20 protein-coding genes are annotated in these 21,564 nt (G+C 27.6%); 4 read left to right on the top strand and 16 right to left on the bottom strand.

All coding sequences use genetic code 11. The features are described 5' to 3' along the window. Positions 1–29: 29 nt before the first annotated feature. On the top strand, positions 30–965 hold the full coding sequence (locus T514_RS0101440; protein ID WP_027623139.1) for a DMT family transporter: 936 nt from the start codon (positions 30–32) through the stop codon (positions 963–965). Positions 966–1,029: 64 nt separating this feature from the next. Here the strand turns inward: T514_RS0101440 and T514_RS25505 are convergent, their stop codons facing one another. The 3 genes from T514_RS25505 to T514_RS0101425 all read right to left on the bottom strand — a co-directional run bounded on the left by T514_RS25505 (position 1,030) and on the right by T514_RS0101425 (position 3,780). Beyond that, entirely contained in the window at positions 1,030–1,734 is a 705-nt protein-coding gene (locus T514_RS25505; RefSeq protein WP_027623138.1) for a phosphatase PAP2 family protein, read from the bottom strand. 182 nt (positions 1,735–1,916) lie between these two features. Then, positions 1,917–2,570 carry a GntR family transcriptional regulator gene (locus tag T514_RS0101430; protein ID WP_027623137.1) on the bottom strand — a complete coding sequence of 218 codons (654 nt, stop codon included), beginning with the start codon at positions 2,568–2,570 and terminating at the stop codon, positions 1,917–1,919. 76 nt (positions 2,571–2,646) lie between these two features. After that, on the bottom strand, positions 2,647–3,780 hold the full coding sequence (locus T514_RS0101425; protein WP_027623136.1) for an alanine dehydrogenase: 1,134 nt from the start codon (positions 3,778–3,780) through the stop codon (positions 2,647–2,649). Between the two features lie 148 nt (positions 3,781–3,928). Between T514_RS0101425 and T514_RS0101420 the strand changes: the two genes are divergently transcribed. After that, on the top strand, positions 3,929–4,732 hold the full coding sequence (locus T514_RS0101420; RefSeq protein ID WP_027623135.1) for a polysaccharide deacetylase family protein: 804 nt from the start codon (positions 3,929–3,931) through the stop codon (positions 4,730–4,732). Positions 4,733–4,747: 15 nt separating this feature from the next. Next, positions 4,748–6,022, top strand: coding sequence for a lysine 2,3-aminomutase (gene kamA / locus T514_RS0101415; RefSeq protein ID WP_027623134.1), 1,275 nt, complete (start codon positions 4,748–4,750; stop codon positions 6,020–6,022). 28 nt (positions 6,023–6,050) lie between these two features. Here the strand turns inward: kamA and T514_RS0101410 are convergent, their stop codons facing one another. The 12 genes from T514_RS0101410 to T514_RS0101350 all read right to left on the bottom strand — a co-directional run bounded on the left by T514_RS0101410 (position 6,051) and on the right by T514_RS0101350 (position 18,528). Next, the gene (locus tag T514_RS0101410; protein ID WP_051541697.1) at positions 6,051–8,111 is read right to left on the bottom strand and encodes a methyl-accepting chemotaxis protein; all 2,061 of its coding nucleotides are present in this window, start codon (positions 8,109–8,111) and stop codon (positions 6,051–6,053) included. A 295-nt stretch (positions 8,112–8,406) separates the two neighbouring features. Then, the gene (locus tag T514_RS0101405) at positions 8,407–8,916 is read right to left on the bottom strand and encodes a DUF2179 domain-containing protein (protein ID WP_027623132.1); all 510 of its coding nucleotides are present in this window, start codon (positions 8,914–8,916) and stop codon (positions 8,407–8,409) included. A 92-nt stretch (positions 8,917–9,008) separates the two neighbouring features. Next, entirely contained in the window at positions 9,009–10,028 is a 1,020-nt protein-coding gene (locus T514_RS0101400; protein WP_027623131.1) for a homoserine dehydrogenase, read from the bottom strand. A gap of 4 nt (positions 10,029–10,032) precedes the next feature. Further along, complete coding sequence (locus T514_RS25500) at positions 10,033–11,754, bottom strand: transglutaminase domain-containing protein (RefSeq protein ID WP_051541695.1); 1,722 nt, start codon at positions 11,752–11,754, stop codon at positions 10,033–10,035. Positions 11,755–11,860: 106 nt separating this feature from the next. After that, positions 11,861–12,307, bottom strand: a complete 447-nt coding sequence (locus tag T514_RS0101390; protein WP_027623130.1) for a PadR family transcriptional regulator — start codon at positions 12,305–12,307, stop codon at positions 11,861–11,863. 1 nt (position 12,308) lies between these two features. After that, positions 12,309–13,160, bottom strand: coding sequence for a DegV family protein (locus T514_RS0101385; protein ID WP_027623129.1), 852 nt, complete (start codon positions 13,158–13,160; stop codon positions 12,309–12,311). Between the two features lie 201 nt (positions 13,161–13,361). Further along, complete coding sequence (locus T514_RS23650; protein WP_051541693.1) at positions 13,362–13,559, bottom strand: hypothetical protein; 198 nt, start codon at positions 13,557–13,559, stop codon at positions 13,362–13,364. Between the two features lie 151 nt (positions 13,560–13,710). Next, entirely contained in the window at positions 13,711–15,333 is a 1,623-nt protein-coding gene (locus T514_RS23645; RefSeq protein WP_051541691.1) for a S41 family peptidase, read from the bottom strand. A gap of 105 nt (positions 15,334–15,438) precedes the next feature. Then, positions 15,439–16,227, bottom strand: a complete 789-nt coding sequence (locus T514_RS0101370) for a TIGR00266 family protein (protein ID WP_027623128.1) — start codon at positions 16,225–16,227, stop codon at positions 15,439–15,441. A 470-nt stretch (positions 16,228–16,697) separates the two neighbouring features. Further along, complete coding sequence (locus tag T514_RS0101360) at positions 16,698–17,462, bottom strand: hypothetical protein (RefSeq protein WP_027623126.1); 765 nt, start codon at positions 17,460–17,462, stop codon at positions 16,698–16,700. Continuing rightward, on the bottom strand, positions 17,462–18,157 hold the full coding sequence (locus T514_RS0101355) for an ABC transporter ATP-binding protein (RefSeq protein ID WP_027623125.1): 696 nt from the start codon (positions 18,155–18,157) through the stop codon (positions 17,462–17,464). Before T514_RS0101355 ends, T514_RS0101360 begins: the two co-directional genes overlap by 1 nt. Then, a complete protein-coding gene (locus tag T514_RS0101350; protein WP_027623124.1) occupies positions 18,157–18,528 on the bottom strand; it encodes a GntR family transcriptional regulator in 372 nt (123 codons plus the stop codon). Before T514_RS0101350 ends, T514_RS0101355 begins: the two co-directional genes overlap by 1 nt. Positions 18,529–18,682: 154 nt before the next feature. Between T514_RS0101350 and T514_RS0101345 the strand changes: the two genes are divergently transcribed. Next, the gene (locus T514_RS0101345; protein ID WP_027623123.1) at positions 18,683–19,291 is read left to right on the top strand and encodes a superoxide dismutase; all 609 of its coding nucleotides are present in this window, start codon (positions 18,683–18,685) and stop codon (positions 19,289–19,291) included. Between the two features lie 91 nt (positions 19,292–19,382). Here the strand turns inward: T514_RS0101345 and T514_RS0101340 are convergent, their stop codons facing one another. Next, positions 19,383–21,458 carry a M1 family metallopeptidase gene (locus T514_RS0101340; RefSeq protein WP_027623122.1) on the bottom strand — a complete coding sequence of 692 codons (2,076 nt, stop codon included), beginning with the start codon at positions 21,456–21,458 and terminating at the stop codon, positions 19,383–19,385. Between the last annotated feature and the right edge of the window lie 106 nt (positions 21,459–21,564).

Here is a 21,564-nt window from a genome sequence, read left to right as displayed (position 1 = left end):
TGCTATAATTATCCAGGGGGTGCTTTATAATGAACCGATTATACGGAATATTTTATGTTATATTATCTTCTGTCTGTTTTAGTGTTATGCCAATCTTTGCAAAATTTTGTTATAAATCTGGCATGAATTCTTACAATGTGTTATTTTTTAGATTTTTAATTGCAGTAATAATTCTTTTATTCTATCTTAAAATTAAAGGTATTTCACTAAAAATAGAAAAATCACAATTTGCAGTATTATTTTTTCTAAGTACTATAGGTTACTCAGCTACATCATTATTATTATTTTTATCCTACAATTATATTTCTGTAGGTATGGCTACTATTATACATTTTATATATCCGTTAATGGTAACCATCGCTTCCTTCTTAATATATAAAGAAAAAATCACTATAAAAAAATTATGTTCATTATTTTTAGCCATTATAGGTGTTTACATACTTATTGGCTTTGAAAATGGTTCCTTAAATAAATACGGAGTAATTATATCCTTTTTATCTGCAATATTTTATGCCTATTACATAATAGGTGCTTCTAATGAAAAAGTAAAAACTATGAATAACTTTGTTATGACCTTTTACATTACTTTAATCTCATCATTTTGCATTGGCATAATGTGCCTATTTAGAGGAGACTTCTATTTTAAAACAGACATTTTAGGAGTGGTTTCACTGATTTTAATAGGACTTATATCTACAGTTATATCATTAATGACTCTCATAGAAGGTATCAAAATAGTTGGCCCTTCCGTAGCATCTATACTAAATACCTTAGAACCTATCTTAAGCATTATACTTGGAATAGTAATACTTAAAGAACCTATTACTATAAACATTGTTATAGGAACTATTCTAGTATTATTATCTGTTATAATTATTACTTTAGATAAAAACTCAATGGAAACTGTTAATGTAAAAGATAAAGATTTAAATTATGATAAAAAAGAAGATACTCTTCCTACTTAAAAACTCAAATGCAAAAATAGCATTTGAGTTTTTTATTACATCTCTATTAGTGTTATAAATCACTTTATAGTCTCTTTATTTTTCTTCTATAATAGGAAAACCTATGTATGGCTATATTTATACCTGACCAAAACAATGCTGCAGACCATCCTGCCAATACATCACTTAAATAATGTACTCTTAAGTATACTCTACTTGCTCCTATTATTATAGCTAATAACACCAAACAAACAGTAATCAAGTAAGCTGTTAGCCTATTATTTAAGTATAATAATATTAAATAGGAAGCTAGTATAGAAAAAGCCAAAAATACCATCGCATGTCCACTAGGTAAACTATATCCTGTTGCCTTAATCAATTTCAAAGAAGGCCTATCCCTTCTAAAAGAAGCCTTTAAAGCCTCATTAAATAACCATACTCCTAAAATATTTAATCCAAAAAATATACTCTCATTTTTCATCTTTTTAAAGTATAATGCAATAACTATAATTATTGTTATTACAATTACAGAAGCTGGATTTCCTATATTAGTAATTGTTTTAAAAAAATTACTTAGACTATCACTCTCTATACTTTTAGCATAGTTAATAGCCCATATATCCATGTATAATTTTCCTTTATTCTTAAAATAATACTGTATTATATTCACAAAAACTACTATAGATATAAAGGCTAAAATTATTCCTATAAAAAAGTATTTCCATCTTTCATCATTCTCTTTATACACTTTTAAAAAATTTCTATAGGACTTATTTGGAGATTTATTCAAGTTATCACCTCAATATTAAGTTTATGTTCACATATGAATTATAAGTATATATACCACAGCTTGCCTAAAGTTGTCAAATATCCTTATTGCATATTTTACATATTAAACCATAAACTCAAACTTTTATTTAATAAAAAACATCAAGCTTAACTTGCTTGATGTTTTCATTAATAACTTATATTTTATTTCTTTTTCTTTTTTTCATCACTAGGATAGACGTCATATATAAAATGATATACTTTATCATATACATTGCCATTACCTATCACCACTATTATATCTCCAACCTGAAATATATAATTAGGACCTGGAGAAATGGCTATTTTATCCTTTCTTCTATAAGCAACTATAGTGGCACCAGTAGCCTGCCAAAATCTAATTTCATTTACTTTTTTACCTATAACATTACAGCCTTCATTAATGTCTATTTCTATCAAAGTAAACGGGGTGATATTTTTAAATCTATCTATAAAATCCAATATTTTTTCAAAATTCAACTGAATTTCATCATCTAATTCTTTCTTCTTTTCAATAAGCCCAAATATATTTTCTTTCACTGTGCTCAAATATTCAGTATCCTTATTCTTTTGAATAAATTTTTCTGCTGCCGGTATAGATAATATCTCTATTCCACTTCCCTTTGTAGAAGAAACTACACTCATATCCTCAAGTAAGGCTATTGCCCTTCTTATAGTTTCCGGAGACACATTATACATACTAGCTAATGTAGATCTACCGCTTATCTTCTCATCAGTTTTTAATTCTCCAATAACAATTTTGTTGGCAATGTCTAATGCTATATTTTTATATACTGCCCCTCCTTGATGACCCCTCATTTTTGATTCCTCCATTTAATTATAATATATATTACGAATAAATCGCTAATTATCCTATACTATATTACACCAAATTTTATTTTATTTCTACTATTTTCTCGTTTTCTTCAAAATATTCTATAGTTCCCCTGTATACTGCTCTTATAAAATAATCATCACTAGTATTTGTAAAGTCTTTTCTATCCAACCTAATTATCTGCTGCACTATTGGAAATAACTGCATTCCATATAAATACATACATTCTTTAGGTTTTATGCCTGGCCATGCATTGCAACTAACAACTATTCTTCTATTATCTTTTTTTACCCCTTCTGGTATAGAATTATATATTGAGTCTTCTGGATATATTACTGGTTTATCTAGTGTTCCTGTAGGAATTCCTTCTATTGCCTTAACCTGTATAGGATTTATGTCTACTAAATAAGGATCTGCAGTTAAATCTAGTATTACTGCATGTGACTTTAAGTACTTAATTAAATCATTATTAATTATATAATTAGAAGGATTGTCTCTTGTAGAAGCATCTACTAAAATATCTGTTTCTTTTAGTATTTTTATTAGTTCTTTCTCATCATTGGTAATACTTCTAGGAAGCATATTAACTATAACTCCCCTTGCTCCTATTTCATTCATTTTTTTATTTAATTCTAAACTTCCATACTTTCCTGCAGCCTTTGCAGCATAAAGCCCTACCATTCCCATACCAATAATTGTAACCTTTATAGTATCTCTATCCTTAGAATAAAAATTCTTCATAGTTTTGGATAGTTCTTTAAAAGCCACCTCAACTCCATTGCCAGAAGTCCCATTATAATTTACAACTATTCTTTCTAAAAAATCATTTCTTAAAGAATCCATGGAAACTCCAAAAATATTTTTTTCTTTTAATTTCTGTACTCTTGTAGATCTTGTAGGATAATGAAGCATACTTATTAAGGTACTTCTATCTTTCATAAAATCTATTTCACTAAACTCAGGAGAACGTAAGACTACTATTATATCTTTTTTATAACACTCTATATTAGAAACAAATTTTATGTTCTTGTTAGCCTTTAGGTATTCTTCATGACTTATTCCCATAGCTGATCCATAGCCTTCTTCTAAAAAAAACTGGGCATTTTCACTTTTTAACCTTGCAAAAAAATCAGGCAAAAAGTCCCTTTTCTCATTTTGTTCTTTATGCATTCGTGGAAACCCTAAATTAATCATAAAATCCCCCTCTTCACAAAAAATTAATATGAAAGTTTTTGACAATAAAAAACTCCTATAGTATAATTAAGTTGTTAATAGTTACAACTTCATTATATACTGGAAGTTGTAATTTTTCAATATATATTGTATAAGGGGGATTACTTAATTGAGTAATATAGAAAAACTTGTTAATGCAAAAGGATTTCAATTTGCTCTTTCTATGGATTGTGAGGGAACTAATTTTGATAAAAATTTAGAAAATAATACAAAAAATTTAGAAAGACTTTTAAGGCTTAATTCTAAAAATAATATATATACTATACTCTTTATAACTCCCTATTTTGCAGATATGCTGTCAAAATTAAATTTAGTAGAAAAAATAAAGGACTTCAAAGTTATATTTGGACTTCATGTACATCCGGATAATTTACCTGATGAAATAAAATGTCATTTAGATTTTATTAAGGATGATGAAGAACTTCTTACAGCTTATTCATATGAAGAACAAAAAGAAATTATAAAATATTCTATGGATTATTTACACCATAAAGGAATAACTCCAATAGAAATCTTTAGAGGAGGATATTTCTCTATGGATGATGATACTTCAAAGGCTCTTATAGAGTTAACAGATATAAAGTATGAATCTCATAATATATATAGGGAACAATATAAGGTTACAAAAAACATATTAACTCCAGTTCCTGTATATGCTTTTAATAATAACGAGGAACTAAGACTAGAATATTTTACAACAGAAAAATTAGTGCAAATGTTAGCTCAAGCTATAAAGGATAATAAAAAAGCTTTAGGAATTACTCATAGTTACTTACTTGACCCAGAAGACTTTCATTATAAAAGGGACAATATAACTAAAGATATCCATTTTAGATTAAAAGAACTCATTAAGGTTATCAAGCTTTATAAACAAGCTATTGAACCTATAGAAAATATAAAATTAAAGAGTTAAGAATGGAGGTCATTTATGAGAGATTATAAACAATTCGAATTATGGAAGGACGTTACTTTTGAGCAGTGGAGCGATTGGAAATGGCAGGTAAAAAACAGAATAACTACAATAGATCAGTTAAAAAAAGTTATTAATATTTTACCTGAAGAAGAAGAAGCTATTGATAAATGCTTAAAAACTTTAAGAATGGGCATTTCTCCTTACTATGCAACTTTAATAGATCCTGATGATCCTAATGATCCTATAAGGAAACAAGCTGTTCCCACTATACATGAATTAAATATTTCTAAAGCAGACATGTGTGATCCATTGCACGAAGATGCTAGTTCACCAGTGCCAGGCCTCACTCATGCTTATCCTGATAGGGTACTTTTCTTAATTACAGATATGTGCTCTATGTACTGTAGACATTGTACAAGAAGAAGATTTGCTGGACATACTGATGCTTCAATGCCTAAGGATAGAATAGAAATGGCTTTAGAGTATATCAAAAATACTCCTACTGTACGTGATGTGCTTCTATCCGGTGGAGATGCTCTCATGGTAGATGACGATAAATTAGAATATATAATTAAAAGTTTAAGGGAAATTCCCCATATTGAAATTATAAGACTTGGTTCTAGAATTCCAGTAGTTAACCCTATGAGAATTACAGATGACCTAGTAAATATGTTAAAAAAATATCATCCAATTTGGCTAAATACCCACTTTAATCACCCTAAAGAAATTACAGAATATTCAATCAAGGCTTGTGAAAAACTAGCTAATGCTGGAATTCCTTTAGGAAATCAAACTGTACTTTTAAAAGGTGTAAATGATTGTGTATATATACAAAGAGATTTAGTTAACAAATTAGTTAAAATGAGAGTGAGACCTTATTATATCTATCAATGTGATTTATCTCAAGGTATTGAACATTTTAGAACAAAGGTTTCAAAAGGAATTGAAATAATAGAAGGGTTAAGAGGACACACTTCTGGTTATTGTGTTCCTACCTTTGTGGTTGATGCACCTGGTGGTGGAGGAAAAATTCCAGTTATGCCTCAATATTTAATTAGCCAATCTCCAACAAAAATTGTTTTAAGAAACTATGAAGGTGTTATAACTACCTATACAGAACCTGAACACATTGAAGAAACAAAGTGTACTTGTCCTGTTTGTACTGGACAAAAAGAATCAAAAGTTTCTGGAGTATTCTCACTCTTAGAAAATAAAAGAATGAATTTAGAACCAAAGTCATTAGATAGAGAAAAAAGAATAATCGAATACAAAAAATTTCATAACAATTAAAAAAGACGACATGAGTCGTCTTTTTTAATTATTCTATTTTGAAATTTTTAATTTCTGTAATAAGCTTTTGAGCCATTTTATTTAGTTCTTCAGATAATGCATTAATTTCTTCCATTTCTGCATTTTGCTCTTCTGTAGCAGCACAGACATTTTGTGCAGCCTCAGCTATATCCTCAGATACTGTTGCAATATTTTCAGTTACATAAATAACTTTATTTCTACTATTATCTACACTATTTAAGCTTTCTGAAATATTATTTATTTTTTCCACTATGTTTTCAATGGACTTATTTATTTCTTTAAAGGTATCCTTAGTATCATTTACAGCTTCATTTTGTTCTGATACTACTAACTCTGAAGTTTTTATAGTACTCTTTGCAATTTCTATATCCTTTTGAATGTTTGTTATAATAACTTTTACATTATTAGTAGATTCCGCAGTATTTTCAGATAACTTCCTTACTTCTTCTGCTACTACAGAGAATCCTTTTCCTGCTTCTCCAGCCCTAGCAGCTTCTATAGCTGCATTTAGAGCAAGCAAATTAGTTTGCTCAGATATAGAAGTTATAGTTTCCACTATTGATCCTATATTATTTGCTTTTTCACTAAGATCATTAATCACTTTTGTAACCTGTTTAGAAACTTTACTATTTTCTTCATTCTTTAATTCTAGTTTATTAATAGTATTAAATCCTTTATTAGAAATATCATAAACCTTATTGGAAGATTCCTTACTATCCTCAATATGTTTTACAACTATATCAAGCTCATTAGATAGTTCATTAGCTGCTTCTAATCCATCCTTTGAATTTTTTGCACCTGCTTCCATATTTGAAGCTACATCACTAATAGTTGCAGCTACCTCATTTATTGAACTTGAAGTTTGCTGAGTTGATGCTAATAAGGATTCACATGAATCTGAAACTATATTTGAAGCTTCATCAATATTTTGAATTAATTCTTTCATATTATTAATCATTGCATTAAAACTATTACTTAATACTCCAATTTCATCCTTAGATTCATAATTACTTCTTACTGTTAAATCCCCTTCTGAAGCTTTTTCTGTTAATTTTGCTAAGTCTATTAGTGGCTTTATGAATTTACTTGAAAGAATATAAATTAAAATTATTACTAGAATTAACATGATTATTGCTAAAATCATATTCGTATTTTTTATGCTATTTACCATAGCATAAGCATCTTTCTCTTTTTCCACAGTAATTACAGCCCAATTTTGAGAGTCCCCTGGTAACTTTATACTTTCATAAGCACTAATTATATCATTGCCATCTAAATCTTTGTATTGTGTAATACCTGATTCTCCATTTAAAGCTTTTGATGTTATATCTTTAAGCTTTTCAGGAACTTGAATATCTTTCACTTCTGTTTTTGGTGCACCATTACTGTCCTTTATAACCTTTCCGTTGCTATCCAATAGCTTAACAGTTTTCTTTAATGTTTTATAATTATATATCTCCTGAACTTGTCCTTTTTCAGGATGTGCTATTACAGCACCTTCTCCATCAATAACATAGGCATATACTTCTTTAGTACTATACTTCTCAACCATTTTTTGAAGCTCGTCCAACTTCAAATCTGCATCCATTACTCCCATCATTTGTCCCTTATCATTTATTATTGGAAATATAATAGAATTGATGGCTTCACTATCATCGTTTACAGTAAGATAGGATTTACTAACAAAAGGTTTTTTAGTTTCCACACTTTGTTTAAACCACCATCTATCGGCTCTATTAGCCAATTTACCTTTTGTTCTTGATGTTTGATCTCCTTTCATATCCTGTATACAAAACAAATCAAAATAAGGATTTCTTTTTATAGTATCCTTTACTGCTTTAGTTTGTTTTGCTCCGTTAAATTCCTTTACATTGTCATTACTTATAAGCTCCTCTGTAAGAACATAAGCCTTTTTCATATAATCTGTTACTCCATTAGATATAGTCTTAGCTAATTGCTTATGATCTTCATTAATATGGCTACCTAGGTTTTTAGTAGTATAATAATTAAAAATAAAACCAGATACCATAAGTGGTATAGATACAAGTAAAATTGATACTACAATCAACTTCTGCTTTATAGATTTAATTTTAATCTCCTCCCTTACTAAATATTTATGATATTTAAGAAAATAGAATTAAGATAATTTAACTATCAAAATTATTTTAATTCTATTTTCTTAAGATGTAAACAAAAACTTACTATTTTCTATAATTATTTCCATTTAATTATAATATTAGTTATATTATCACATATTGTTACTGCATATTATTAACATATATCTACTACTATTTTCGTATATTTATATAAAAATATTAACTAAATTTAATAAAAAAAGTAAGAAATTATTGATATAGAATTTCTTACTTTTTGATCCCATACCCTCCATATATGGTTTTAGTATCGCTAATAGATATAACAGCATTCATATGAGTATTTTCAATTAATTTTACTATTTCATTTTTTCTTCTTCTTTTAGCATGAACCATAAGAATGGTTTTGTTTTCATGCATTCCCTCACCCTTAATTTTTGTAACTCCTATATTATCTTTCCTTAATTGTTCTGCAAGATTATTACCATCAACTTCTGATGCTATTACACTTATGGTTAAAAGACCTAATGCTAGCTTCTCTTCAATTACTGAGCCTAAATAATTACCACAAGCAAATCCTAGTGCATATATTACCATTCTTATTGGGTCTTCATTAATTCCTACTAAAACCTTATTAACCAGATATAACCATATGGCTACCTCAAAAAATCCAATAATCGATCCATATACTTTTTCTCCTCTGGTTATTAAAACAGTCCTTAATGTCATAAGTGAAACTTCAAATATTTTTGCTATAAAGATAAATAAATAAGTCATCATAAAATATTCACCCCTTTATTAGCATATATAATATATCCCTAAATTTAATAAAATGGGGGGTTTGATAAATCAAACCCTCCCCTTTTATTTAATTATTCCCTACAAATATTTATTACATCCTTAATAGCAGCAGCTGCTGCTCCTCTTGGATTGGACTCTCCTCCAAAAACACATATTTCTCCCATAGTATCTGTATTAAATATTACTCCTTTATTAGTGCCTTTTATAGAAGCCATAGGATGATCTCTATCTACTGCTTCTGGTAAAACTTTCAAAACTACTTCATTATCATTAAAATATGCTTTACTTAATAGCTTTATTACTTTATTCTCTCCTTTAGCCTTATTTATATCCCCTATACCTATGTTCCTTATTCCCTCAATGGAAATTTGGTCCAATTTATACTCTATTTTCATAAAGCTATTTGCTAATAATAATAATTTACAAGCACTATCTATTCCATCAATATCCATAGAGTTTTCTCTCTCTGTAATACCTTTTTTTATAGCTTCTTCCAAAGCTTCATCAATTGAAACGTTTTCTTTTTCCATTTTAGTTAATATATAATTTGTAGTACCATTTAATATACCAATTATAGATTTTATCTTAGCTCCTGCTAAACTATAATACCCTATATCTATAGTTGGTAATGCCGCTGCTGTAGCTCCACTATATTTTAGCCTTACGTTATTCTCTTTCGCCAACTGTACAATATTGGTAAAATTAGTAACTAAAGCCCCTTTAGATACTGCTACTACATCTATACCTCTTTTTATAAAATTAAAAATATAATTCAGTGCAGCTCCTCCATTGTATATATCACTATTACTACACTCTATAAGTATATCTCCCTCAAATACTGGGTAATCATAAAAAGAATCATTATTAATTTTTCCATATTGTAATATTCCTTTAGATCCTTTATCACATTTTAAAAGTAATGATAAATCAAGACCTTTATCTTCAAAAATACATCCTTCTCTTCCTATAACTCCACATAAAATTAAATTTATACCATATTCTTTCTCTATATCCTCTTTCTTTTCATAAATTAGTTTTACAAATTCCCTTCCAACATTTCCAAAGCCTGATAATACTAATTTTTTATTCATAAAATCACCTATTCCTTAGAAATTGAAAATCTTTATTATTACATTCACTATATATAGATTTATCCCAGAAATGATCGGAACTTATCTCATCATCTGTCATGTTAAAATATTGATAGCTTATTTTATTTTTATCATCTGGTACAGGATCATCCCAAGTTGTATCTACATGATAATAATTATTATTTATTTTAACAATATTCCATGCATGTTCTCCTTCACTAGTAGTACCATCTACCTTTTCACATTCTACTCCTACTTTATTTAACAACATTTTCATGGTTAGAGCATATCCATTACATACTCCTTTTCCATTCATTAATATTCCAAATGGATAATAACCTTCATTAGGTACTGTTCCCTTTATAAAATTATCATAATCATATGCTGTATTACTTACAATATAATCATGTATTGCATATTCCTTTTGGAGATCATTCATATCCTTTTTAATTATTTTGCTTATCACTTCATCTGCTTTATTCTCTAAATTCTTCCTAATACTTAAATAATCTTTTTTAGATATATTATAGGGATATGTAATTTTAACCTTAGTATAATCATAATTTATGTTTCCTATAGAATAGTATCCTGTATAATCTTCCTTAAATATGCCATTTATCACATCTTCTATTTCTAACGGATTCATTGATTTATTATCTATATATATACTAATATCACTTATTCCTTTATTAAAATCTTCATTTACTGCATTGTATAATTCATCTTTACTTCCTACAACCTTACTATTCTTAGAAATTACCTTGATTGGAATGTAGAAAAAGTATTCGTAAATATTATTATCTTCAATATTTTTTGAATATTTTTCATATTTTACTTTAATTAACCCCTCACCTTCGCCTATAGCTTTTATATTTCCGCTGTTGTCTATATCAATTATATTAGTTTTATCTATTGAATAACTTATATTTTTTATATTTTCATTTTCACTTAGGCATTTAACTTGTATTTTACCAAAATCTCCACATATTATTACTTTTTTATCTAAACTACAGCTAACATTGCCTAACAAATCATAATCCAAATAATTATTGTCTATAAAATAAAAATAATCAATATATAAACGAACCTCAGATAAATCAATATTCATAAATTCATCATATCTATAAAACAGTTTTATATCATTAAAACAATATAATTTAGGATTCTCTTTGATTATTTTATTTTTAATCTTTTCTATAGCTCCCTTATATTCTTCTCCTAACCCCTTCATATTTAACACTATGTTATTTTCTCTATTCATTATGGCTTTTAATAAAACTTTTTCTAGATCCTCTTCTGTATTTATAATTATAACTTCTTTTCTCTTATCAATAAAAGTCTGAAAAGCTACTATTTTTTCTTCTTTAAGGAAACTTTCATTAATGGCTTGCAATCCATTTTTTATATGAAGATAATATTTTTCTTTATCTCCATAATCACTACTGGGAAGAACTTGTATCATTTTTTTATCTTTATTATATATTAAGTTTATATCATTTTTATAATTATTATTGCTATCGCATACATAAATATTATTCTTATTTATAGTACTTTCATTTAAAGGAAAATTAAATTTTATATTCCACACCTTATCTGTAGGAACATTTTTATCAACTTCTAATCCTTCATAAAAGAAATCTGCCGAATGTACAGTGAATTTTATAAAAAAAGTAAAAAATATTGTACTAATAAGTATTTTACCTAAATTTCTGTGAAAATATTTCATAAACTTCCTCCCTAATAGAAGTTATAACTATGTTTTCCTATATTATATCATATTTAATATATTTATACATAATAAAAACAGCAAATTAGTTAAAATTAAACCAAATTTACTGTTTTTTATACAAATCTTTATATACTATATTAAACACTTCTAATGCTTCTTCTATTTTATTTTTTAACAGCTCTTTTTTCCCCTCTAATTCCTCAATTCCCAAATCAGTTAGTGTATATATCTTTTGTATTTTATTTTTTGAATCATCCCATTTTCCTTCTACTAATTTTTGTTTTTCTAATCTTTTTAAAAGAGGATAAATTCCACCAGTACTTGGTATCCAAAGTCCATTAGTTCTTTCCCCTATCTGATTTGCTATGTCATTACCATTAGTAGGTCCCAAACTTAATATAAATAAAGCATATAGAGGCAGTAGGCCTTTTGTGAAAACTTGCCCTACTGCTTCTTTTTCTTTCTCTACTTTCTTTAACTCTTCTAATTTCTTTTTATATTCTTCATATAATCTTTTTTCTTCTGCTCTTGTGTCTTCAAAATTACTCATTCTATTGCTCCTTTATTAATACCACTCCTATTAATCCAGGACCACTATGAACACCAGAAACAGGACTTATATCTCCTCCTAGCTTAACTTCAACAGCGTTTTCCATTATTTTAATCTTTTCAAATACTTTATTAGTCTCTTCTGATGCATTTCCATTCATTACACGAACCCTATATTTACCTTCTTTTAATTTAGTTCCTACTATTTCAAGGAGTCTATTTATTGATTGCTTTCTTCCTCTTACCTTATCATAAGTATAATATTTACCATCGTTCTTGTCTATTCCTATTATAGGCTTAATATTAAGTAATTCTCCAATAGTTCCAGAAACCTTTCCTATTCTTCCACCTCTTTTTAAATACTCTAAGGTTCCAACTACAAAAAATACATCAATTCTATTTTTTATATTAGGTATTTCCTTAACTATTTCGTCAAAACCTTTTCCTTCTTCCATTAATTCAGCGCAAATTTCTATTATAATACCTTCTCCTGCTGATATAGATTGTGAATCACATACATATGTCTTTATTGTTGGATGATTTTCACTAACTAATTTTGCAGCATTATAAATACCTGATAAACCTGAAGATAAAGTTACAACTATAGCATGAGTGTATCCTTCTTCTTCAAGCTTAGTGAAAGTATCTTCCATATCCTGCATTGAAGGTAATGAAGAAGTTGGAACCTCCTTATCTAAATTGTCATACACTTCTTTGGGAGTTATATCTATCCTATCCTTATACTCCCTGTCCTTATATATTATTCTAAATGGCAGAACATGAATATTATATTTTTCAACTACATCATCATGTAGATCTGCAGCAGTGTCAGTAATTAACGCAATTTTTTCCACCTAAATTTCCTCCCTTTAAACATTGAAACTTGTCTTTATTTATCTAGTATTCCACTTTATATATTAAATTATATCATTAAACAAATAATTATCAATAGTGATATGTATCAATAGTGATAACTATCAATATTGATACATATCAAAAAAAATAAATGAGTTATAAACTCACTTATTTTCAACATATAAAAACTATTACTATATTTAAGTTTTTAACTTAAATTTAAATGAACATCTAGGGCAAGTAACTAATATATTACCTTTTCCTCTGGGAAGCCTTAACTTTTGCGAACAATTAGGACATTTTATTATTAAAAAATCTTTTTTCTCTATTAGTTTATTTTTTATATTTTTAAAGGCATTTTTTATATTATTCAAGCCTTCTGAATAATTAACTCCCATTATATAGCCTCCTTGTAGATAATAACTGTTTTAAGTATATATTATCATAATTATAACCTATCTTTATTAACCTTTTGCAAACTTTTTGTATCATTTCTAACAAAAGAGCTCCTAAAATTAGGAGCCTCATGTGAACTTTTTTTAAATATATTTATTTAATATCTATACTTAAAACGGTTTTCATATTTAACCTTTTTCCATCTTTACCTTTAATGTTTTGAACCATTAAAAAATAATTTTCCCCAATTTTGGCCGCTTCCTTTGGAGTAAGAATAACCTTATCTCCCTGTTCTACTTTATATTCTACTTCTGTTTCTTCAAAAGTATCTTCCCTTATTAATTTTATATTATTGTTATTTATAGTATTGGCATCTATGTCTTTATTAAACTTAATTGTAAATCTTACATTATCCTTTGCTTTTACTATTTGTGGTAATCTTTTAAAATCATTGAAGTATATATTAAATTTTTTATCTAATTGCTCTTTACTAGCCTTTACCCATTCACTCTTTGTTCCTATATAGATATTATCTTTATCAACATTTTCTAAAATATACTTAAATGCTTTCCAATATTTATTATCTCTAGCTTTATTTAAATCAATTATAAATTCTTTATTATTTATTACTACTTTTATCAAATCTCTTTTATCAATTTTATTAATACCAGAATATAAAAGTTCCGCAACAGCTAATGAATTCATGTTTTTTGTGTCAAAATCTGGAGTTATACCAACCTTATGTATTTCATTGCCCTTAGGTGAATAAAAGCTATGAGTAGTAAGTTTTAATATTCCTCCATCTCTTAATGAAAAAGTTGTTTGTTGTACCCCTTTTCCATAACTTTTTATTCCAACAAAAAAAGCTTTTTTATAATCCTTAACCGCTGCTGATAATATTTCAGAAGCAGAAGCTGTATAATCATTTATTAAGAATATAGTGTCTTTATCTATAGTATATCCATGACCTATACCTTTAAACTCATATTCTTTATTATATTTATCCTTCATAGTTATAGTAGTATTTTCTCCAATAAAATAGCCTGCTATATCATATGCTGATTTAGTATATCCTCCTGTATTATCTCTTAAATCTACTATAAATTTATCTACAGCTTTTTCTCTAAGTTCATTTATTGCTTTAGAAAAAAGCTCTGGAGTATCCTCTCCAAAAGATAATATTCTTATATATCCTATATGACCTTGTAAAACACTCCATTGTACTGTTGGTAAATCTATTTCTCTTCTTTCCACAGTAAATTTCAAAGCACTTTCTCCTCTTAAAATCTCTAAATTTACTGTAGTACCTTCTTCCCCTTTTAAATATTTAACTGCTGCTGCTAAATCTAATCCCTTAAGATTTTGCCCATCAGCTTTTATTATTATATCTCCTGATTTTAAACCAGCCTTAAATGCTGGTGAACTATCTATAACTGATTTTACTTTTATTCCCTCAGAAGACTCTTCATTATATATTCCAATTCCACAAAATCTGTTATTTATTGAATTTACGAAGTTTTTAAAGTCTTCTGGTGAAAAATATTGGGTATAGGGATCATTTACCCCTTTAATTATTTTATCAATATCACTAGAATTTAACACTTCATTAGGTACATCTTTTATATAACTACTTTTTATTAAAGCTCTTATCTGGTTTAAAGTATCACTGTCACTAGTTGCTGCATGTACTGCTCCGCTTCCTACAGAAAAGAATAAAGTAAATAAAAGAGTACAAATAAATCCTAATAATTTCTTTTTGTTATTGACTCTTTTCATAGTATTTTCCCACCTTTCTAGTAAAATAATTATACCACAAAAAACCTATTATTAATAAATATATTAAGCAAGGTTTTTTGTGGTATACAGTTAATAAATTTGTTTTTAATTTCCATCAAAGAAATTTCCTATATCAAAAAAACTACCTTCTTCTCTTCTTTTTCCACCTGCTTGTGGTGCTGAAGAATATATTCTATCTGCTAATCTACTAAAAGGTAATGATTGTATCCAAACTTTTCCTGGTCCCCTTACTGTAGCAAAAAATAATCCTTCTCCTCCAAAGAATGCAGATTTTATTCCTCCTACATATTCTATGTCATAATGAACATCCCTTGTCATTGCAACTAAACATCCTGTATCTATTCTTAATAGCTCTCCTGGAAATAGCTCTCTTTCTATTATGGTTCCTCCTGCATGAACAAACGCCAGTCCATCTCCCTCTAACTTTTGAAGGATAAACCCTTCTCCTCCGAAGAAACCTACTCCTAATTTTTTTCTAAAATCTATACCAACAGAAACTCCCTTAGCAGCACACAAAAAAGCATCCTTTTGGCAAATTATTTTTCCACCCATCATACTTAAATCCATAGGTATTATCTTACCAGGATAAGGAGCAGCAAAAGCTACTTTTTGTTTTCCGTACCCGTTATTAGTAAAAGCAGTCATAAATAAACTTTCTCCAGTAAGAACCCTTTTTCCAGCGCCAAAAAGTTTATCCATAAATCCTCCACCGCTATTTCCACCATCTCCAAATATAGTTTCCATCCTTATGCCTTCAGTCATCATCATCATAGCACCTGCTTCTGCTATAACTGTTTCAGCAGGATCTAATTCTACTTCTACAACCTGCATGTCATCTCCATATATTTTATAATCAATTTCATGTGAATTCATATTATCCCTCCCTTTTTATTTTAATTAATTATATCAAAATTATTTACATCTTAATAATAAATTTTAATAAATTACACACTAACCTTCGTCCTTGTATCCTTAAATTTGAAATATATGCTCCAAAGGAAAAATATGAATGAACTCCCAAAAGTAATATCCCTAATAATATTATTAATATATTCTTTTATAGGAGTTTGAAATGGAATAATTAACATTATAGCAATAGCTATTAAAAGATTATACTTATTCTTAGTATTTTTATACTGTATGAGATTTAAAATTATTAAAGCTATTCCAAATACTAATTTCAAAACTAATCATCTCCAATTATTAATTTATTCTATAGCTACGCTCTTGGATAAGTTCTTCTGCTAAAGAATAAGGATTTCTAAGAAGCAAAGCTTATAAGAACTCTCTTAATAAGATTCAGATGGAAAAAGTAGTTTTTCCATCTGAACCCAAGAATTACTTTATATATCTAATTTTTTTCTTAAAAGATATGAAGTAGCTATAAAAAACACCACCGCAATACAAATATCAAGAGTAGCTTGTGCTATATTTATATTTATTAAAGATTCTGGCATCATGATTTTCATGCTATCTCCCGACATAATATTTAGGTTCATTGCTTTCATAGCAAATGTTTGAGGGAAAAATTTATCCAATATATCTGAAATTTTAGATATACCTACGCAAATTAATATAAATACTATCCATGATCCTAATTTCGCAATTTTTCTTTTCTTTTTAACAGCTACTTTACCTACTGATATTGAAAAATAAATAACACATAAAAAACCCATATATGTTATTACATGATAGAAAACACTTAAAAGTATAAACCATATATTTAAATTACTTATAGCTTTATTTATATCAGGAGCTATCTTTATAGCATTATAATATAAAAATATACAATTAGTTAAAAACACTGCAGTATATTGTATAAAAGATGCTACTAATTTAGAAGCTAGTAAACAATTAGTAGACACTGGTAATGTATACAATAAATAAGCAGTATTTTCTTTTAAATCTTTACTAAAGTTTTTTATATTCCATACAAATGCCACAACCATAGATGCAACAGTTATAAATGTACTTAATGCTACTACAGTCTGTCTTGTCCAAACCTCCACCTTTGTAAGTAATAATATATTCGCTATAATAACTACAGCTATTAATCCTAATGTTTCCTTCCAGTATCCTTTAATTTCATATTTAATTAAATTGCCCATTACACAAATACCTCCCTATAAAGTTCGTCTATTGACTTTCCTTTCTTTAATCTTAATTCTTCAGCATCTCCTGATAAAACAACACTTCCATTAGATATAAATATTACTTCATCAAATAGTCTTTCTATATCATTAACTAAATGGGTTGTTATTAACATTGAACTATCTTGATTATAATTTTGAAGTATTGCATCTAATATTTTTTCTCTAGTAGTTGGATCTACTCCTCCTAACGGTTCATCTAATATATAAAGTTTTGCTCTTCTTGCTAAGGTTAGTGTTAAATTCAATTTTTCTGTCATACCTTTAGATAAGCTTGTAACCTTACTATCTGGATCTAAATTCATAAATTTTAATAATTCCCACGCTTTTTCTTCATCGAAATCTTTATAGAAATCTTTATAATACCCTATAGCATCTTTTATTTTCATCCATTTATATAAAAAATTTGTATCAGGTAAATATGCTACTATAGATTTTGTATATACACCTGGTTCTTTTCCATCTATTAAAATTTCTCCTGAAGATGGCTTTAATAGTCCTGCCATAATCTTTAGCAAAGTAGTTTTACCACTACCATTAGGGCCTAATATACCTACTATTTTTCCTTTAGGTATCTTCACATTAACTTCATTTAATGCTTTTTTACCAAAATAACTTTTAGTTAATTCTTCAGTATTTAATAAAATATCCATTACTTTTCCTCCTCTTGTAACTTTTCTTCTACAATCTTAACTATCTCTTTTTCTGTAAAACCTATATTTTTCATTCTTTCAATAAATAAATTTATTACCTCTTTCGCCATATCCTTTTTTAATAATCGTATCATTTCCTCATCCTCCTTAACAAAAGTTCCCATGCCCCTTTGTGTATAGGTAATGTTTTCCCTTTCCAATTCCTGATAAGCTCTTTGTAAAGTATTAGGATTAACCTTAATCAATGCCGACATTTCTCTAACAGATGGAAGTTTATCACCTGGATTTATCTTCCCAGAAATAATACTTTCTTTAATGTAATCCATTATTTGAATATATATAGGAGTTTTTTCATCAAATTTAATATTCATATTCTCCTCCCTATCTAATGTTTTAGTGTACTATACAAATAGTACACTAAAACATTAGCCAAGTCAATAGTTTTTTTCAACAATTTCCTTTTTAACATTATTAACTCAACATGCATAAAATAATACAGTATAAATTATTTAGATAGGAGTAAATATGGCAGAGATCAAAAAGCAAAACTATAATTTTTCTACAGTTAAAGGAATAAGTTCAAGACAATTACAAGAGCATTATAAACTCTACGAAGGCTATGTAAATAAACTAAATGAACTTTGGAATATGCCTATAGATGCAGATAAATATGGGCAAGGAAATTCTACTTATAGCCCTATGAGAAGTTTAAAACTAGGAGAAACCTATTCGCTAAATGGAGTAAAACTTCATCAATTATATTTTGAAAATATGCTAGGTGGAAATAACAAACCTTTCGGACCAATTCTAAACCTAATTATTAGAGACTTTAAAAGCTATGAAAACTTTTTAGAATACTTAAAAAAGGTAGGCCTTTCAATGAGAGGTTGGGCTATTCTTGCTATGGATCCTCTAGATAATAAACTTCATATCATAGGCTCCGATGCCCATGATGTAGGTGCAGTTTGGCTTTCTTGTCCTCTTTTAGTAATGGATGTTTATGAACATGCTTACATGATAGACTTTGGCATAGACAGAACTAAATATATGGATAGATTTATAGAAAATATAAATTGGGCAGTAGTAAATAATAGATTAGCCAGATATGTAAATATACCTATGAGAATGCTGTAAAAATACACCATGAAAAAGAACTCATATATTTCTTTAAAAAGTAAATTAAGAGAAGCCTTGAACTAGCTTCTCTTAATAATTATTAATTAATTTAAATTCTACCCCTAAAATACTTATTATCCTTCATTTTAATAATTATGGTATCTGGAGTTTCTGAATCAATCTCCATAATCTTAGGTATAGACTGAGTCCAAAATAGAGATAAAATAAGTTTATTATCATTTTTAGGGTTTTTACATATAAAAGCTCCAGAAATATCTTCTCCTCTTATCATAAGATTTTTTCCGCTAACTTCATTTTTATTTAATCTTATAGGCAAATCTTTTAAGTTATTGTTTAGTAGTTTATTATTACAGGAATTGCCTAATAAAATCAAATTATTATTTTTAATATCTTCTTCCTTTATATCTTTATCTTCTTTAGTAATAATTAAATTGTCTTCAATCCCATACAAAGTTTCTTTTACAAAGTTATAGAAATTATCCAATTCAGCTTTTTCTTTATAATCTAAATTAGAAGGCTTTACTATAATTATTTTTTCATTATTTAACCCTCTCAAATTAACACTTGTCATTGTCATGCCTTGTTGATTTTCCTTTTGAGAAAGATAACTTTTCTTTCTTTTGTTATTTATCTTTTTACTATCCTCAGAAGTTAATTCTAAATTTTTAGGAACATATTTATCTCCATTTAAAGATTTTTCTATAGAATCTCTCACGCTTTTGCCACTTTTATTTTCAATTACTCCTAAAAAGCCCTGTATTGTTGAATTTTTAAACTTAAATCTTTTAAAATACTCCTGCATTATCTCTTTAAATTTTTCTTCCCCTACTCTATTCCTTAGATCCTCCAATATTAAAGCTCCCTTTTTATAGATAGTAGTATTGTATTGATACATTTCTTTAAAATTATCTACTGAGGATGAAATCTTTTTAGGTTCAATGTTTGATCTTTCATCAATATATACATATATATCCCTTAAGCTTGCTTTTATACCTTTTGATGAATACTCATCTTCCTTTTTATCAAAATAATATGCTGTAGAGAATGCAGTAAATGATTCATCTAAAAAAGGTTCCTTAAATTCATTATTACCTACAGTTACATACCACCATTGGTGTCCTACTTCATGTACCGCTGCCTCTAATAAAAAAGGAGTATCCTCCATATCCAAAATATAATCATCATATTTACACATCTGTATAATTTGTGGATACTCCATAGCTCCACCTGCTAAATAAGTTTCCACTATGTCTAACTCTTTATAAGGATACTTACCAAATTCATGACTAAAAAACTTCACAGCCTCTGCAGCTATATCTAATATTTCCTTCGCACACTTTTCTTCTCCTTTTGAATCCTTATCTGCTATATAGTAACTATTAACATTAATACCATCCATTTCCTTGGACATTACTTTAAAATGTGGACTCATGATTATAACAAAATCTCTTACATTCTCTGCTGTTAATATAAATGTCTTTTCATCTTTTTTTACTTCACTTTCTTTTTCTTCTCCAGTGGATACAACTACAAAATTGTTTGGAACTTTAATCTTTACATTATAATTAGCTACATCACTATAATTGGACTCTCCTATAGGATGAAAAGGAGTTTCATCCCACTTATTTTCTTTCACATCATATATAGATAATATGGGATACCAATTAGTAAGTGAATATACTTCCTCATTATATCCAAGTCTTGCGGTTCCCATAGGTATTTTTAGTTTAAATTCTATACAAACTTGAATACTTTTATTTTTCTTTAAAGTTTCATTTAAATCTATTTTTAATACTTGTTTATCTTCAGTGTATTTAACTTCTTTATCATTTACCAAAACCTTCTTTATCTTTATATCCCCTATTTCTTCTTTAGTTATTTTTCCATATTGTTTTCCGGATCTCCCAAGTAAAGGTTGAGTACTATAATCATTATAAGAATCTGGATATAAATGAAATACTATTTTATCTAATTCCTTATCCAAATCATTTTTAATAATTACCTTTTCCAACCCATCTAATGATTTGTCCTTTTGATTAAAAATCAGATCCATATTATATTGTGCCGAAAGTCCTTCTGCCTTTACTATTACATTTTTAAATGAAAAAATAATTAAAAATGTAATAAATAAAACATTAATTTTCCTTAGTCTTTTAATTTTCATAAGCTTTGCTCTAGTAGAGCTATCTCCCCCCTTTGTAATTTTATATCATAGCTACACTCCTAAATAAATTTCTTAAAAGTTAATTTAAATTGGTATATTTCTTTTA

Source organism: Clostridium lundense DSM 17049 (assembly GCF_000619945.1).
Classification (GTDB): domain Bacteria; phylum Bacillota; class Clostridia; order Clostridiales; family Clostridiaceae; genus Clostridium_AO; species Clostridium_AO lundense.
This window is presented reverse-complemented; position numbering and strand designations above follow the sequence as displayed.

Coding starts and splice junctions, on each gene's coding strand:
- T514_RS0101440 (WP_027623139.1), top strand. CDS start 30: ATGAACCGATTATACGGAATATTTTATGTTATATTATCTTCTGTCTGT.
- T514_RS0101430 (WP_027623137.1), bottom strand. CDS start 2,570: ATGAGGGGTCATCAAGGAGGGGCAGTATATAAAAATATAGCATTAGAC.
- T514_RS0101425 (WP_027623136.1), bottom strand. CDS start 3,780: ATGATTAATTTAGGGTTTCCACGAATGCATAAAGAACAAAATGAGAAA.
- kamA (WP_027623134.1), top strand. CDS start 4,748: ATGAGAGATTATAAACAATTCGAATTATGGAAGGACGTTACTTTTGAG.
- T514_RS0101405 (WP_027623132.1), bottom strand. CDS start 8,916: ATGATGACTTATTTATTTATCTTTATAGCAAAAATATTTGAAGTTTCA.
- T514_RS0101400 (WP_027623131.1), bottom strand. CDS start 10,028: ATGAATAAAAAATTAGTATTATCAGGCTTTGGAAATGTTGGAAGGGAA.
- T514_RS25500 (WP_051541695.1), bottom strand. CDS start 11,754: ATGAAATATTTTCACAGAAATTTAGGTAAAATACTTATTAGTACAATA.
- T514_RS0101390 (WP_027623130.1), bottom strand. CDS start 12,307: ATGAGTAATTTTGAAGACACAAGAGCAGAAGAAAAAAGATTATATGAA.
- T514_RS23650 (WP_051541693.1), bottom strand. CDS start 13,559: ATGGGAGTTAATTATTCAGAAGGCTTGAATAATATAAAAAATGCCTTT.
- T514_RS23645 (WP_051541691.1), bottom strand. CDS start 15,333: ATGAAAAGAGTCAATAACAAAAAGAAATTATTAGGATTTATTTGTACT.
- T514_RS0101370 (WP_027623128.1), bottom strand. CDS start 16,227: ATGAATTCACATGAAATTGATTATAAAATATATGGAGATGACATGCAG.
- T514_RS0101360 (WP_027623126.1), bottom strand. CDS start 17,462: ATGGGCAATTTAATTAAATATGAAATTAAAGGATACTGGAAGGAAACA.
- T514_RS0101355 (WP_027623125.1), bottom strand. CDS start 18,157: ATGGATATTTTATTAAATACTGAAGAATTAACTAAAAGTTATTTTGGT.
- T514_RS0101350 (WP_027623124.1), bottom strand. CDS start 18,528: ATGAATATTAAATTTGATGAAAAAACTCCTATATATATTCAAATAATG.
- T514_RS0101345 (WP_027623123.1), top strand. CDS start 18,683: ATGGCAGAGATCAAAAAGCAAAACTATAATTTTTCTACAGTTAAAGGA.
- T514_RS0101340 (WP_027623122.1), bottom strand. CDS start 21,458: ATGAAAATTAAAAGACTAAGGAAAATTAATGTTTTATTTATTACATTT.